11 protein-coding genes and 1 riboswitch are annotated in these 14,650 nt (G+C 65.4%); of the genes, 4 read left to right on the plus strand and 7 right to left on the minus strand.

What is annotated here, in order from left to right; all coding sequences use genetic code 11:
• Positions 1 to 29: 29 nt before the first annotated feature.
• The gene (locus RMET_RS00770) at positions 30 to 1,358 is read left to right on the plus strand and encodes a DUF3734 domain-containing protein (RefSeq protein ID WP_011515064.1); all 1,329 of its coding nucleotides are present in this window, start codon (positions 30 to 32) and stop codon (positions 1,356 to 1,358) included.
• A gap of 24 nt (positions 1,359 to 1,382) precedes the next feature.
• On the opposite strand, the gene RMET_RS00775 is transcribed toward RMET_RS00770, so the two are convergent.
• Genes RMET_RS00775 through RMET_RS00790 form a run of 4 tightly spaced genes read right to left on the minus strand, consistent with a single transcriptional unit; the run spans position 1,383 to position 4,939 of the window.
• Positions 1,383 to 2,192: a polyphosphate kinase 2 family protein gene (locus RMET_RS00775; RefSeq protein WP_011515065.1), complete on the minus strand. Its 810-nt coding sequence runs from the start codon at positions 2,190 to 2,192 to the stop codon at positions 1,383 to 1,385.
• Between the two features lie 55 nt (positions 2,193 to 2,247).
• Entirely contained in the window at positions 2,248 to 3,114 is an 867-nt protein-coding gene (gene dapF, locus RMET_RS00780; RefSeq protein WP_011515066.1) for a diaminopimelate epimerase, read from the minus strand.
• Positions 3,115 to 3,128: 14 nt separating this feature from the next.
• Positions 3,129 to 4,022, minus strand: coding sequence for a lipid A biosynthesis lauroyl acyltransferase (locus RMET_RS00785; protein ID WP_011515067.1), 894 nt, complete (start codon positions 4,020 to 4,022; stop codon positions 3,129 to 3,131).
• Positions 4,019 to 4,939: a lysophospholipid acyltransferase family protein gene (locus RMET_RS00790; protein WP_011515068.1), complete on the minus strand. Its 921-nt coding sequence runs from the start codon at positions 4,937 to 4,939 to the stop codon at positions 4,019 to 4,021. Before RMET_RS00790 ends, RMET_RS00785 begins: the two co-directional genes overlap by 4 nt.
• 259 nt (positions 4,940 to 5,198) lie before the next feature.
• On the opposite strand from RMET_RS00790, the gene metK reads away from it, so the two are divergent.
• On the plus strand, positions 5,199 to 6,362 hold the full coding sequence (metK, locus tag RMET_RS00795; protein WP_008648556.1) for a methionine adenosyltransferase: 1,164 nt from the start codon (positions 5,199 to 5,201) through the stop codon (positions 6,360 to 6,362).
• 142 nt (positions 6,363 to 6,504) lie between these two features.
• The gene (locus tag RMET_RS00800; RefSeq protein WP_011515069.1) at positions 6,505 to 7,398 is read left to right on the plus strand and encodes a Kdo hydroxylase family protein; all 894 of its coding nucleotides are present in this window, start codon (positions 6,505 to 6,507) and stop codon (positions 7,396 to 7,398) included.
• Positions 7,399 to 7,443: 45 nt separating this feature from the next.
• Here RMET_RS00800 and RMET_RS00805 read toward each other — a convergent pair whose 3' ends face one another.
• On the minus strand, positions 7,444 to 8,847 hold the full coding sequence (locus RMET_RS00805; RefSeq protein WP_011515070.1) for a coniferyl aldehyde dehydrogenase: 1,404 nt from the start codon (positions 8,845 to 8,847) through the stop codon (positions 7,444 to 7,446).
• Positions 8,848 to 9,094: 247 nt separating this feature from the next.
• Here RMET_RS00805 and RMET_RS00810 point away from each other — a divergent pair, with 247 nt between their 5' ends.
• The gene (locus RMET_RS00810) at positions 9,095 to 10,777 is read left to right on the plus strand and encodes a GMC family oxidoreductase (RefSeq protein WP_011515071.1); all 1,683 of its coding nucleotides are present in this window, start codon (positions 9,095 to 9,097) and stop codon (positions 10,775 to 10,777) included.
• Positions 10,778 to 10,828: 51 nt separating this feature from the next.
• Here RMET_RS00810 and RMET_RS00815 read toward each other — a convergent pair whose 3' ends face one another.
• Together RMET_RS00815 and RMET_RS00820 are read right to left on the minus strand one after the other, a co-directional pair.
• Entirely contained in the window at positions 10,829 to 12,370 is a 1,542-nt protein-coding gene (locus RMET_RS00815) for a methyl-accepting chemotaxis protein (protein ID WP_011515072.1), read from the minus strand.
• Positions 12,371 to 12,555: 185 nt separating this feature from the next.
• Entirely contained in the window at positions 12,556 to 14,241 is a 1,686-nt protein-coding gene (locus RMET_RS00820) for an acyl-CoA dehydrogenase family protein (RefSeq protein WP_011515073.1), read from the minus strand.
• Positions 14,242 to 14,470: 229 nt separating this feature from the next.
• Positions 14,471 to 14,572, plus strand: a riboswitch (TPP riboswitch).
• Positions 14,573 to 14,650: the final 78 nt, after the last annotated feature.

Consider the following 14,650-nt stretch of genomic DNA (forward strand, 5'->3'; position numbering starts at 1 on the left):
ATGGGGCCGTTTCTTTTTGGGAGCATGGCGTGGCGGTCAAGCGGCGAAACAAGGAAGCGATCCAAAGGGAAATCGGCGAACAGGGTGGTCCGCCGCAGGATTCATCGTCACCGGCCACACCGGAGCGGGCGAAACGCGGCGCCAGTGCGCGTGGCTCGGTGCTCAGCGAGCATTGCGGCCAGCCGGTCGAGCCCGGTGACGGGCCGCCGCACGAGGCCTACGCGATCCGCGCGCTGGTGCTGCAGGGCGGTGGCGCGCTTGGTTCCTATCAGGCCGGCGTCTACCAGGGGCTGGCCGAAGGGGGCATCCATCCCAACTGGATCGCGGGCATCTCGATCGGCGCGCTCAACGCGGCCGTTATCGCCGGCAATCCTCCCGAGACCCGCGTGGCGCAACTGCGCGCGTTCTGGGAATACATCTGTGCCCAGCCGTGGTTGCCCGGGCTGCCGCTGGAGATGCTTAGCGACTCCGCGCCGACATGGCCCGAGCCGATGCGAATCTGGTTCGACAGCTTCAACGCCGCGCGTGCGATCGTGGAGGGACAACGCGGCTTCTTCTCGCCGCGCGCGGTGACCGACCTCTGGGCGCATTTCGAAGATCCCACGCGGGTCAGCTACTACGACACCGCGCCCTTGAAATCCACGCTCGAGCGGTTCGCCGATTTCGACCGGATCAATCATCCGAAGGGGATGCGCGTGTCGGTGGGCGCCGTCAACGTCCACACGGGCAACTTCGCCTACTTCGACAACACGCGCACCACGCTGCGTCCCGAGCATTTCATGGCGTCGGGCGCGCTGCCGCCGGGATTCCCGGCGATCGAGATCGATGGCGAGTACTACTGGGACGGCGGGCTCGTATCGAACACGCCCTTGCAAGAGGTGCTGACCGCCCAGCCGCGACGCGATGCGCTGATTTTCCAGGTGGACCTGTGGAGCGCCCGTGGCGGGCTGCCGCACAATCTGCAGGACGTGGTCGAGCGCCAGAAAGATATCCAGTACTCCAGCCGCACGCGGGCCATCACCGACTACATGCGCGAGCAGCAGAACTATCGCCGGATGCTTGGCGAAGTGCTGGCGCTGGTGCCGCAGTCAAAGCGCAACGACCCGTGGTATCAGCGGGCAGCGGACCATGCCTGCGACGCACGGCGCAACGTGATTCAACTGATCTATCGTGACAAGTCGTTCGAGGGCAGCGCGAAGGATTACCAGTTCGGCGTGCTGACGATGCACGAGCATTGGGCCAGCGGCCTCGAGGACATTCGCGAAACGCTCAAGCACCCGAAGTGGCTGGCCATGCCGGGGCCGGACCACCCGTTCGTTACCCACGACGTGCATCGCGGCAACGGCGGCAACGACTGATCCGGGCGCCTATTCCACGGTCGCTTATTCCACGGCCACCTTTGCCAGCTCGGGTTTGGGCGGCGGATAGCTTGGCTTGAGTTTGTGGAACACGTCCGCAAGGATCTCCGCGACCATCAGGTTGCGGTGGCTTTTCGAGTCGGCGGGCACGATGTACCAGGGGCACGCCGGCGTGGCTGTGGCGGCAATTGCGGCCTCGTAGCTCTGCTGGTACTCCTTCCAGTACTTGCGCTCTGCCAGATCCTGCATGTCGAACTTCCAGTGCTTCTGCGGATCGGCGATGCGGTCTTCGAGTCGCCGCTTCTGCTCGGCTTTCGAAATGTGCAGGAAGCACTTGATGATCGTCGTCCCGGTCTCCGTCAACATCTCCTCGAACGCGCGGATCTGGCGGAAGCGGCGCTCGCATTCCTCGTCGTCGATCCAGCCATGCACGCGCGTGATCAGCACGTCTTCATAGTGGCTGCGGTTGAAGATGGCGATCTCGCCCTGGCGTGGTACCTGCAGGTGCACGCGCCACAGATAGTCGCGCGCCAGTTCCTCTGCCGTAGGGGCCTTGAAGCTGGCGACACGCACGCCTAGTGGGTCGAAATTCCGGAAGACCGAGCGCACGGTGCCGTCCTTGCCGCTGGTGTCCATGCCCTGCAGGATGAACAACAGCTTGCGGCGGTGCTCGGCGTAGAAAATGTCCTGCTCCGCATCGAGTCGTGCCGACAGGTCGGCAACATGCGCAACGTCAGCGTCCTTTTCCCCCAGGGAGAACGGCTTGCTCTCCGGGTCGAAGGCGGCAAGCTTGAACCCCTTGCCCGAGGTGATGCAGAAATCGTCCAGCTTCATTGGTGCTCCCGAAGACGGGGCCGGGCCGGCCCCGTGTGTCTGCGAGCCTCAATGGTCAGGCAGGCAGCGTGGAGAGGTCAATAGTGCCTTCGAACACGGTCGTCGCGGGGCCCGTCATCTGCACGGGCTGGCCAGCGCCTTGCCACGCGATGGTCAGGTCGCCGCCGTGGGTGTGCACCTTGACCGGAGAGTCCAGCAAGCCGCGGCGGATGCCAGCCACCACGGCCGCGCAGGCGCCCGTGCCGCACGCCAGCGTTTCGCCCGCGCCGCGTTCGAACACGCGCAGCCGCACCGTATTGCGGTCGACGATCTGCATGAATCCGGCATTGACCCGGTTCGGGAACGACTTGTGGTGCTCGATGACCGGGCCGTCCTGAAGCACCGGGAATTGCTCTACGTCGTCCACGATCTGCACCGCGTGCGGATTGCCCATCGACACGGGCGAGATCCACTCGGTGCGGCCGTTGACTTCGAGACCATAGAGCGTGTCCTGGGCTTCGGCGCGCGTCGGCAGGCCGTCGGCGATGAATGGCACGCGGGCGGGCGTGAGTTCGGGCTCACCCATGTCCACGGTCACCTGACCGTCGTCCTGCAGCTTCAGCGTGATGACGCCGTTCATGACTTCCACGCGGACCGACTGCTTGTCGGTCATGCCACGATCCGTGACGAAGCGGACGAAGCAACGGGCGCCGTTGCCGCAGTGTTCGACTTCGCCGCCGTCCGCGTTGACGATCCGGTAGCGGAAATCCACATCGTCGCGCGAGGATTTTTCAACGATCAGGATCTGGTCGGCGCCGATGCCGAAATGGCGATTCGCCAGCGCGCGCCATTGCGCGTCGGTCAGGTCGAGCTTCTGGTGAATGCCGTCCAGCACGATGAAATCGTTGCCGGCGCCGTGCATCTTGGTGAACTGGAGTTTCATGTCCGGAATTGTAATCAGTAGATGTCAGGTTCGCCGGGCGGGCGGTGCTTGAAGCGTTTGTGCACCCAGTAGTAGTCGGGCACGCGCGGACGGATGGCATCCTCGAAGAACGCGTTCATGCGCCGTGTGTCGTCGGTGACGCTTTCGCCGGGGTAGTCGTCCCAAGGCGGCAGGATGTGCAGTACATACCCCTTGTAGTCTGGCAACTGCTCGGTGTAGATGGGTACGACCTTGGCGCCCGCAAGCCGGGCCAGCCGGGAGACCGATGTCAGGGTCAGCGCCTCCACGCCGAAGAACGGCACGAACTCGGAGTCGCGCTCGCCGAAGTCCATGTCGGAGATCAGCTGCAGGGCCTCGCCTTTCTTCAGCACGCGGAGGATGTTGCGCACGCTGTCGTTGCGCGAAATCATGTTGGCGCCAAAGCGGCCGCGCGCGACCTTCAGGAAGTCATCGAACAGCGCGTTCTTCTGCACCGTGTAGAGCGAGGCGCCCGAACGGCCCACGGTGTCGCGCAGGTGCATCGTCAGGCGAATCGCACCAGCTTCCAGGCCGGACAGGTGCAGTGTCACCAGGATATGGGGCGAGCCGTCGAGCGAGGGCAGGTTGCCCTGGTCGTTGATCTGCACCAGCTGGCGCATCTTTTTCTCGTTGCATGTCCAGAAGATGCCGCCCTCGGCAAAGCTGCGGAAGACCTTGCGGTAGGTCTCGCGCGACATCGCCTCGATTTCCGCATCGGTCTTGTCCGGGAAGCACAGCCGAAGGTTGGCCCGCACCACTTCGCGGCGCGGATTTGGGATCATGAACAGAATGCTGCCCAGCGCCTCGCCGAAGCGGGCCACGAACGGGTAGGGGAGTTTGCCCAGCACCGTCAGCAGACCGATGCCGAGCCACGTGAAGATCCGGCTCATTGAATGTTGTTGTTGGTAGTGGCCTGTGTAGTGGCACGTGTAGTGGCCTGTGTGGTGGCGAACGTGTCCGGCGGCAATTCCGTGCCGGTCGGACACTTGTAGCGGTTATACCCCCACAGGTACTGGGTCGGGTCGATAGTGATCAAGTCTTCGATAGCTGCATTGATTACGGCCGACGCCGCAGCGGGATCTTCGGGCAGCATCCCGCCATCGTTCAGGATGCGCAGGTGGCCGCGATAGCCTGCGCCCTTCGGCAGGCGTTCGGCATAGACCATCACCACCGGGGCCTTCGTCAGTTGCTGCAACCGGTGCACCAGCGTCATCGAATAGGCTGGCTTGCCGAAGAAAGGCGCCCAGGTGCCCTCGCCGCCGCTTGGCACCTGATCAGGCAGGATGCCGACAGCTTCGCCGCGCTTCAGGGCCTTGACCAGCATCCGCACGCCGCGTGGATTGGCCGGGGCCATCGCCATGTTGGGCCGGCTGCGCATCCGTTCGACGAACTCGCGCAGCCAAGCCTGGTGCGGCGGCTTGAACATCGCGGTGACGCGGCGCAGGCGCGCGTACGACTGGGGCAGCACCTCGAAGCAGCCCAGATGCGGCGTCAGGACGATCACGCCATTGCCGGCCGCCTCCAGGCGCGCCAGTTCTGGCCAGAGATGATCGTCGAAGTTGTCCGTGCGGACCGTGATGGATTTGCGGCTCCAGAAGTACGGCATTTCCATGATCAGCCGGCCCGAATGGCGCGCGGCTTCCGCCAGCATGGCGTCGGATACATCCGGATAGGCGTGGCGGAAGTTCTCCTCCAGTCTGCGTCCATAGCGGCCTGGCAGCCGCGCCGCCAGCAGTCCCAGGGCGCCGCCGATCGCGTGGAGCGCGCGCAGTGGTAAGCGGGAAATCAGCCAGAAAATAAATGTCATGACGCCGTCAGGGCTAAATTCGGCAGCGCGCCGGCCGAGAATAACAATATCGGGTTCGCGTCGGCCGCCGCCTGTGGCATACCCAACATGGCACGCTGCAGCGAGGCCGGCAGGCGCGTATAATAGCCTGCATCGCCGAGTTAACTGACAACTTGCGGGGCGATGCCGCTCTACCCGAGGGGCTTGAAAATACCGCTAAAGCGTCGCCGCATCGTTTCCCGAGGCTGGCACGCAATAGCCAACTTGGAGAAACCAGATCGTGTCGAACGATTTCCTCTTTACTTCGGAATCTGTCTCCGAAGGCCATCCCGATAAAGTAGCCGACCAGATTTCGGATGCTGTCCTGGACGCGATCCTTGCCCAGGACAAGTACGCCCGCGTGGCGGCCGAGACGCTTTGCAATACGGGACTTGTCGTGCTGGCGGGTGAAATCACCACGACCGCCAACGTCGACTACATCCAGGTCGCGCGCGAAACCATCAAGCGCATCGGTTACGACAACACCGAGTACGGCATCGACTACAAGGGCTGCGCCGTGCTGGTGGCCTACGACAAGCAATCGCCCGACATCGCCCAGGGCGTCGACCGCGCGTCGGACGACTACCTGAACCAGGGCGCTGGCGACCAGGGCCTGATGTTCGGCTATGCCTGCGACGAAACGCCGGAACTGATGCCGTTCCCGATCTACTACTCGCACCGCCTGGTGGAGCGCCAGTCGCTGCTGCGCCGTGACGGCCGCCTGCCCTGGCTGCGTCCCGACGCCAAGTCGCAGGTGACCGTGCGCTACGTGGACGGCCGTCCGCACAGCGTGGATACCGTGGTCCTGTCGACCCAGCACGCGCCGGACATCTCGCAGGCCCAGATCCGTGAAGCCGTGATCGAAGAGATCATCAAGCCGGTGCTGCCGGCCGAGATGCTCAAGGAAACCAAGTACCTGGTGAACCCGACCGGCCGTTTCGTGATCGGTGGCCCGCAAGGCGATTGCGGCCTGACCGGCCGCAAGATCATCGTCGATACCTATGGTGGCGCTTCGCCGCACGGTGGCGGTGCGTTCTCGGGCAAGGATCCGTCGAAGGTGGACCGTTCGGCCGCCTACGCCGCCCGCTACGTGGCCAAGAACGTCGTGGCCGCCGGCCTGGCGCGCCAGTGCCAGGTGCAGGTCAGCTACGCGATCGGCGTGGCCCGCCCGATCAACGTGACCGTGTACACCGAAGGCACCGGCAAGATCTCCGACGAGAAGATCGCCGCGCTGGTTCAGGAGCATTTCGACCTGCGCCCGAAGGGCATCGTCCAGATGCTGGACCTGCTGCGTCCGATCTACGAGAAGACCGCCGCCTATGGCCACTTCGGCCGCGAGGAGCCGGAGTTCTCGTGGGAAGCCACTGACAAGGCCGCGATTCTGCGCGCTGCCGCCGGCCTGTAAGCGCCTGCTGCTGCGTCCGGGCGTTCTGCCGGATCAAGACCCCGCCGGTCCTTCGGGAGCGCGCGGGGTTTTTTGTTGATCTTGCTGCACAAGACCTCGGGCGCAGTAGGGGTAAAATCCGGTCCAATCCGAACTTAATGGAATGGCTATGTCTCTGGATCTGATCCGTACTCAGCCCTACACCGACTGGTCGCCCGAAGTCTCGCCGGAGACGCAGGCGACTCTGCGCCGTGAACTGGAACAAGGCGCCGTGCTGTATTTCCCGAACCTGCATTTCCGATTTGCGCCGGGAGAAGAGCGTTTTCTCGATAGCCGCTACTCGGACGGCAAGTCGAAGAACATCAACCTGCGTGCCAACGAAGGTGCCGTGCGCGGCGCGGCGGGTACCCAGCAGGACCTGACCGATCTCTACAACCTGATCCGCCGGTACGCCGAATCGACCGAGTCGCTGATTCACGCGCTGTTCCCCGAGTATGGGCCGCACATGACGCGCGCGGGTACCTCGCTGCGGCCGAGCGAGATCGCCGGACGCCCGGTGAGCTGGCGCAAGGACGACACGCGCCTGCACGTCGATGCGTTCCCTTCGAATCCGCTGCTTGGCAAGCGCCTGCTGCGTGTGTTTCACAACATCGATCCGGAGGCACCCCGCGTCTGGCGCGTGGGCGAGCCATTCGCCGATTTCGCGGGGCGCTTCGTGCCGAAGACCCACGGGATGTGGCCCGGTCAATCCTGGCTGATGAAGACGCTGCACATCACCAAGCGCGCACGCAGCGAGTACGACCATCGCATGCTGCAGTTGCATGATCTGGCCAAGGCCGATCTCGACTACCAGAAGTCGGTGCCGCAACAGGAATTCCAGTTCCCGCCAGGTTCGACCTGGATCGTGTTCAGCGACCAGCTTCTCCATGCGGCCATGCGCGGCAAGGCCATGATGGAACAGACCATCTACCTGGACCCCGCCGCCATTGGTGACCGCACGCACTCGCCCGAGGCTGTGTTGTCGAAGATGCTGGGCAAGCCGATGCTGGCGGCTTGAAGGCGGGAAATACGCCCGTTCCCGTAGCGCGGGAGCGGGGCGTTGTCAGCGCAGCAGCAGCTTCAACATCGACTCGAACCGCTTGCCATAGGGCGGCTTGAGCAGCCCGGCGCCATTAAGGCCGGCCTGATGGAAGATCGGCTTGAGCTTCGAGAACGTCTCGAAGCCGGCCTTGCCGTGATAGACGCCCATGCCGCTCGGGCCGACGCCGCCAAATGGCAGGTCGTCCTGGGCGATATGGAATAGCGTGTCGTTGACGGTCACGCCGCCGGCTACGGTCTGGCGCATCACACGGTCCACCACATCCCCCGATTTGTCGAACACATAAAGCGCCAGCGGGCGCGGGCGCGCGTTCACGAAGCCGATCGCGTCCTCGATGCTGCGATACGTCACCACGGGCAGTACCGGCCCGAAGATTTCCTCCTGCATCGCCATCACGTTGTCCGGCACATCCGTCAGCAGCACAGGTGGCAGCCGGCGCGCGGCGGCGTCCGGCGTGGCGTCGGTCAGTGGCACCGCGTGCGCCCCCGCCGCAGTGGCGGCGGCGATCATCGATACCAGCCGGTCGAAGTGACGCGGGCTGATGATGCTGGTGTAGTCGGGGTTGCGCGCGATATCGGGATAAAGCCGGCTGGCGCAGCGGCGAGCCGCCTCCGCGAAGCGGTCGCGTTGGTCGGCTTGCACCAGCACGTAGTCGGGCGCGATGCAGGTCTGGCCCGCGTTCAGCAGCTTGCCCACCAGAATCCGCTCCACGGCCCGCTCGAAATCCGCGTGCGGCCCGATGATCGCGGGTGACTTGCCGCCCAGTTCCAGCGTGACCGGTGTGAGGTTCGCCGCAGCGGCCCGCATCACATGGTGGCCGACATTGGTCGAGCCCGTGAACAGCAGGTGGTCGAACGGCAGGGTGCTGAAGGCGGCGGCCACTTCGGCGTCGCCGTTGATCACGGCCACCTCGTCGGGCGCGAAGGCCGCCTGCACCAGTTGCGCGAACAACGCGGAGAAGCGCGGCGTGTACTCCGACAGCTTGACCATTGCGCGATTGCCGGCCGCCAGCGCGCCGGTCAGCGGTCCGATGGTCAGGTACAGCGGGTAGTTCCACGGCACCACGATGCCGACCACGCCAAGCGGCTGCGGCATCAGGCGCGAGCGGCCAGGCTTGAACCAGAGGCCGGTGCTGGCGCGGCGCACGCGCATCCAGCGCTTGCCGTGCCGCAATGCGTCATCGATCCCGGCCACGCTCGGGAACACTTCCAGCAGCGCGGTCTCCTGATGTGGACGGTTGGTGAAGTCCGCGCTGATGGCTGCGGCGATGGCGTCATGATTGGCCTGCACGAGCCTGCGCAAGCGGCGCAGCCGGTCGGCCCGCACATCCCATGGTGGTGTCTGGTCGTGCCGCGAGGCTGCGCGCATTGCATCAAACAAGGACGACATGGCGGGCACTTCTCTCATTGGCGGTCTCCTTCTGGGACACGGTTTGGTTCCGGGGCGGGGCGGCAGCCCGCAGGCCATCGGCCACCATAAGCCAGCCGCGCGGTTATCGCAATGGAGGGCGACTACCAAACACCGCGCGGCGACCGGGTTGGGAGAAGTGGCATCGCCGCGCTTCACGACCCCCCGCGCCAGCGCCTACACTGGATTCTCGCGACACGCGTCCGCTGGGGACTGGCAGTACGGACACCGACACGCGAGGAGACAGATGGAAGCGACCTTTGACTATCTCGTCGTGGGCGCCGGCTCAGCCGGCTGCGCGCTGGCCGGGCGGCTGGCCGACAGTGGCAACGACAGTATCGCGCTGCTCGAGGCAGGCGGCCACGATCACCATGTGCTGGTACGCACACCCGCCGCGGGCGCTGCGTTCCTGCCACGGGCCGGCTCGCGCAACGTCGGATACCGGACCGTTCCGCAGGAAGGGCTGGACGGCAGGCGAGTCAGCCAGCCGGCTGGACGCGGCCTCGGCGGCTCGTCCTTGATCTCCGCCATGATCTACACGCGCGGCCGCCCGGCCGACTACGACGCCTGGGCCGATGCCGGCTGCGACGGCTGGTCGTGGGACGACGTGCTGCCGTATTTCCGCCGCGCCGAGTGCAACGAGCGTCTGGCCGGCGAGGACGACGATCCGCTTCACGGTGGCACTGGGCCGCTGCACGTCAGCGACCTGCGCTCGCCGAACCCGTTCGCGCACCATTTCATCGACGCAGCACAGCGCGCCGGCATCGTACGCAACGGCGACTTCAACGGCGACGAGCAGGAAGGCGTGGGCTGGTATCAGGTGACCCAGCACAATGGCGAGCGATGGAATGCCGCGCGCGCCTATCTGCACGGCGGCAACGCCCGCAACCGGACCAGCAACGGCGGACGCAGCCACCTGCACGTGCTGACAGGGGTGCAGGTGCTGCGCGTGCTGTTCGAGCGCAGGCGTGCGGTGGGCGTCGTGGCGTGGCGCGACGGCAAGGAACTGGAAATCCGCGCGCGGCGGGAGGTGATCCTTGCCGCAGGCGCGTTCGGGTCTCCGCAATTGCTGATGGCCTCCGGCGTGGGGCCGATGATGCATCTGCGCGAGTTTGGCGTTCCGGTGGTCCACGATCTGCCTGGCGTTGGCGCCAATCTGCAGGATCACGTGGATGTCGCGGTGCAAAGACGCGTGCGTGCGTCCGAGCTGTTCGGCATTTCGCTGGGTAGCGCCTTCCGGCTGATTGGCGAAAGCCTGCGCTATCGGCGCGGGCGATCGGGCATGCTGACATCGAACCTGGCCGAAGCAGGCGCCTTCGTGCGCAGCCGCCCCGGGCTGGCCGAGCCCGACCTGCAATTGAGTTTCGTGGTGGGGCTCGTCGACGATGAGACGCGCCGCCTGCGCCTGGGGCATGGCTACGCGTGCCATGCCAGTGTGCTGCGCCCGCGCAGCCGTGGCGTGGTGCGGCTGGCGTCGCCGGACTCGCGCAAGGCGCCGCTGATCGATCCGCATTATCTGTCGGACCCGCAGGACATGGACGGCCTGCTCGACGGGTTGCGTATCGCGCGACGTATCCTGGCGCAGGCGCCGCTTGCGGCATTCGGCGGGCAGGATCTGCGGCTGGGCCAACTGCGTGACGATGGCGGCAATGACGAAGCCGCGCGGGCCTGGATTCGCGCGCACGCGCAATCGGCCTGTCAGCCGGTGGGCACCTGCCGCATGGGCATGGACCCGCTGGCGGTGGTGGACCCTCAACTGCGCGTGCGCGGCATCGAGGGCCTGCGGGTGGTGGATGCATCGATCATGCCGACGCTGATAGGTGGTGACGCAAACGCGCCGGCGATCATGATCGGCGAGCGTGCCCACGACCTGATTCGCTACGCGCCGCATGTGACGTTGCGGATTCTCGAAACCGTGGCGGCCGATTGACGCAGGCCGCCGCGTTGGCGGCGTACCGGGTGACCTCCGTGGACGGCGTACTCAGACGCTCATCCTGAACTGGCCCACCATCTCGCGCAGCTTGCTGGCTTGTTCGTCAAGCGACTGCGCGGCGGCGGCGGCTTCTTCGACCAGTGCCGCGTTCTGCTGCGTGACCTGGTCCATCTGGCCCACTGCGTGTCCCACCTGCTCGATGCCGGTGCTCTGCTCCCGCGAGGCCGCAGAGATCTCCGTGATGATGTCCGACACACGCCTCACGGCTTGCTGGATCTCCGTCATCGTGCTTCCCACGCCATGCGCCTGCTCGGAGCCGGCACGCACGGTTTCCGCCGAGGCTTCGATCAGATCCTTGATTTCCTTGGCCGCGCTGGAAGAGCGTTGCGCGAGGCTGCGCACTTCGCCCGCCACCACGGCGAATCCGCGGCCCTGTTCCCCCGCGCGTGCGGCTTCCACGGCGGCATTGAGCGCGAGGATGTTGGTCTGGAACGCAATGCCCTCGATCATGTTCGTGATCTCGGCGATGCGCCCGGAACTGGTGCTGATCGCGCCCATCGTCTCCACCATCTGGTTGACCGCCTGGTTGCCTTGATCTGCCACCTGCGCGGCGTTGCTGGCCAGCGACGATGCCTGCTGGGCGTTGTCGGCGTTCTGGCGGACAGTCGTGCTCAATTGCTCCATGCTCGAGGCGGTCTCCTCGAGCGAGGCCGCCTGTTGTTCCGTGCGCGAGGACAGGTCGGTGTTCCCGGCGGCAATCTGCGCGGCCGCGACGCCGACAGAATCGGTCGATCGACGTACGTCGCGCAACGTACCCGCCACGCGCTCGAGCAGCGTGTTGAACGATTGCGCGGTAAGGCCGATTTCGTCGAGCCGGTCCACGGCGGCACGATGATCGAGGTCGAGCGTGCGGCTGACGTATTCGAGCGAGCCCTGGATCTGCGCCAGGCTGCCTCGGATCCGCCGGAACAGCATCAGCGCCATGATGGCCGTGAGGGCGACGGTAATGACGATCACGCTCAGGGAAATGCTGACAGACCGTGCATGTTGGGCCTTGTTGTTCTCCACGGCGATCCCGCCCTGCTTGGTGTTGTACTCGAGGTGCTCGGCCACCGTTTTACGCAGCGCCAGGGAGGCCTTGAACAGCTCGCCGGCCGTCAGCATCTGCTTCGCGCCGGCATAGTCGCCGGTACGGGAGCGCTCGAAGAAGGCCGGGATCTGGTCGCGATAGTGTTTGACCGCGGCGCGATCGGCCGCAAGCATTGCGCGGTCCGTTTCGTCCGAGATGTCATCGCGCTCGTACTTGTCGATCATCCTGTCAAAGCGCTTGCTGGCCTCGTCGAATTGTTGCTCGATCTCGGCCAGACCCTTGGCGTCCTCGCTGAGGCCGTGGCGATACAACTCGATACGCATTGCGGCGACCGATTCGGCGACGGTATTCAGGTCATGGACGCTGCCGAGCGTGTTGTCGTTGAAGTACTCGAGGCGTTTCTCCGATTCGCCCATCTGCCAGATGCCGCCGATGCCGACAAAGAGCAGCGCGAGCAGTGCAATGGAGAGCGTAAGTAACAGACGTTTGCTGATAGTCATGGGGCTATTCGACGCACGCCGCAAGGCAAGCGTCGTCCGTTGGGTGACTTGGATTTCGCAGCGGGCCGACTGCCCGTCACCTCAACGTTTACGGAGTGCACGCATCCCCATGAAGATGAGTGAATTGCGGCACATCAACTTTCGTGCGATCTCTCCACACGGTCTGTCGTTGCTTTTCGGTGGCCTCAGGCGGGCCAGGCGCGTGCCGCGATGCGCGCCAGCGTGCTGGCGTCGGCGTCGAGCGTGCCGAACACGCGGCCGTGTTGGCGGCCAAGCCGGCTTGCGACGAACAGCGCCGCCGATTCGGCATTGCCGTGCGCGATCATCAGCGCGGCCTGTGCCGTCAGCACCAGTCCTTGCGCAAAACGTCGCGCGCTGGTTTCGAGCTGTTCAGCGGGCCCTCGCAGCATTGCCTGCAGCGACGCCAGCTCCGCGCGCACGGCGGCGTCACCATTCGACAGCCGCGCCAGATCCTGCAGGATGCGCGCGCCATCGCCGGGGTCACGCTGGAGTGCGCGCAGGACATCCAGGCACATGATGTTGCCCGAGCCTTCCCAGATCGAGTTGACCGGCGCTTCGCGATACAGCCGCGCCATCGGGCCGTCCTCCACGTAGCCGTTGCCGCCCCAGACCTCCATCGTCTCGCCGGTGGCCTCCAGCGCGCGCTTGCAGATCCAGAATTTGGCCGCCGGGGTCATCACGCGTTTCCAGGCGGCGGCCAGCGGATCGTCGTCGGCATGTTCGAAGGCATGTGCCAGCGCCATCATCATCAGTGTGGCGGCCTCGGATTCGAGCGTCAGGTCGGCCAGCACGTTGCGCATCAGCGGCTGGTCCGCCAGCAGCCTGCCGAACGCCATGCGGTGCCGTGCATGGTGGAGCGCCTGCACCAGACCGGCTCGCAGCAGCGCCGCGCTGCCGATCACGCAGTCGAGTCGCGTGTTGGTGGCCATCTCGATGATTGTGGGGATGCCCCGGCCTTCCTCGCCAATCAGGATACCGGTGGTGCCGCGGAACTCGACTTCGCTGCTCGAGTTGGAGCGGTTGCCGAGCTTGTCCTTGAGCCGCTGGATCAGGATCGGATTCTTGCTGCCGTCGTCGCGGAAGCGCGGCACGAAGAAGCACGAGAGCGGCCCGTCGGCCGCGCCCATGCGGGCGACCACCAGATGCGCGTCGCACATCGGCGCCGAGAAAAACCACTTGTGGCCTGTCAGCGCATATTCCGCGCCCCGGCCGTCGCCGCGCACGGGCAGCGCCACCGTGGTGTTGGCGCGCACGTCTGAGCCGCCCTGTTTCTCGGTCATGCCCATGCCGATCATCACGGCGGTCTTGCCGCGCCACGGCAGGTCGCGCGCATCGTGTTCGGTGGCGTAGAGGCGCGGTTCGAGATCACAGAACAACGCGGGTTCCTTGCGCAGGACCGGAATACTTGCGAGCGTCATCGTGGTGGGACACAGCGAGCCAGATTCAACCTGGGCCTGCAGGAAGTAGCCCACCGTGCGCGCGGCCCAGACGCCGGGGCGTGGCTGGGCGAAGGGCATGGCCTGGAGTTGCTGGCTGCGCAGCAGCGCCAGCAGGTTGTGCCACGACGGGTGGAACTCCACCTGGTCGATCCGCTCGCCAGTGCGGCTGTGCGTATGCAGTTCGGGGGTAAATCGGTTGGCGTCCGCGGCCCATGCCTGCACCTCCGGATCGCCCAGCCGCGCGCCGAATGCGGCGAGCGTATCCGCGTGCCACGCGCCGCCCAGGCGATCCAGCGCGGCACGCAGGCCGGGGTCCGATTCGAACAGGTTGTAGTGCGCCAGATCGGGCACCTGGTTGAACACCGTATGGGTTTGCGCACTGCCGGCATCGGGAAAGGATGTGGCGTCCATGGCATCTCCTGCGTGCGGAATTCGATCGAGGGGGCAGCCTGATGCGGTTCATGGTACGGCAACAACGGCGCGCGCAACACTGCCGAATCCCGCCACAAGACCGGCCAGCCTGCTTGCATCCGCCGTTATCGTGCACCGCAACATATCGATTCCGATACTGTGATGCATGACAGATGCAACCGATCTTTGGCTGGCGTCAGGCAGGGGCTTGTGCTTAAATTCACCCCGTTGGATGAAACAGGGGTGCCGTTCGGATGGGCCGGGCGGCTGAGAGAGTCCCTTCGAACCCGATCCGGCTAGTACCGGCGTGGGAAGTTTCAAATAGAACCGAATTGCTCTAGTCCCGCGGATTTCCACATTGATCCGCACAAACGGGACACCGCCGCCGGCCATGCCTCGCGACGGACCT

The organism is Cupriavidus metallidurans CH34, from assembly GCF_000196015.1.
GTDB lineage: Bacteria > Pseudomonadota > Gammaproteobacteria > Burkholderiales > Burkholderiaceae > Cupriavidus > Cupriavidus metallidurans.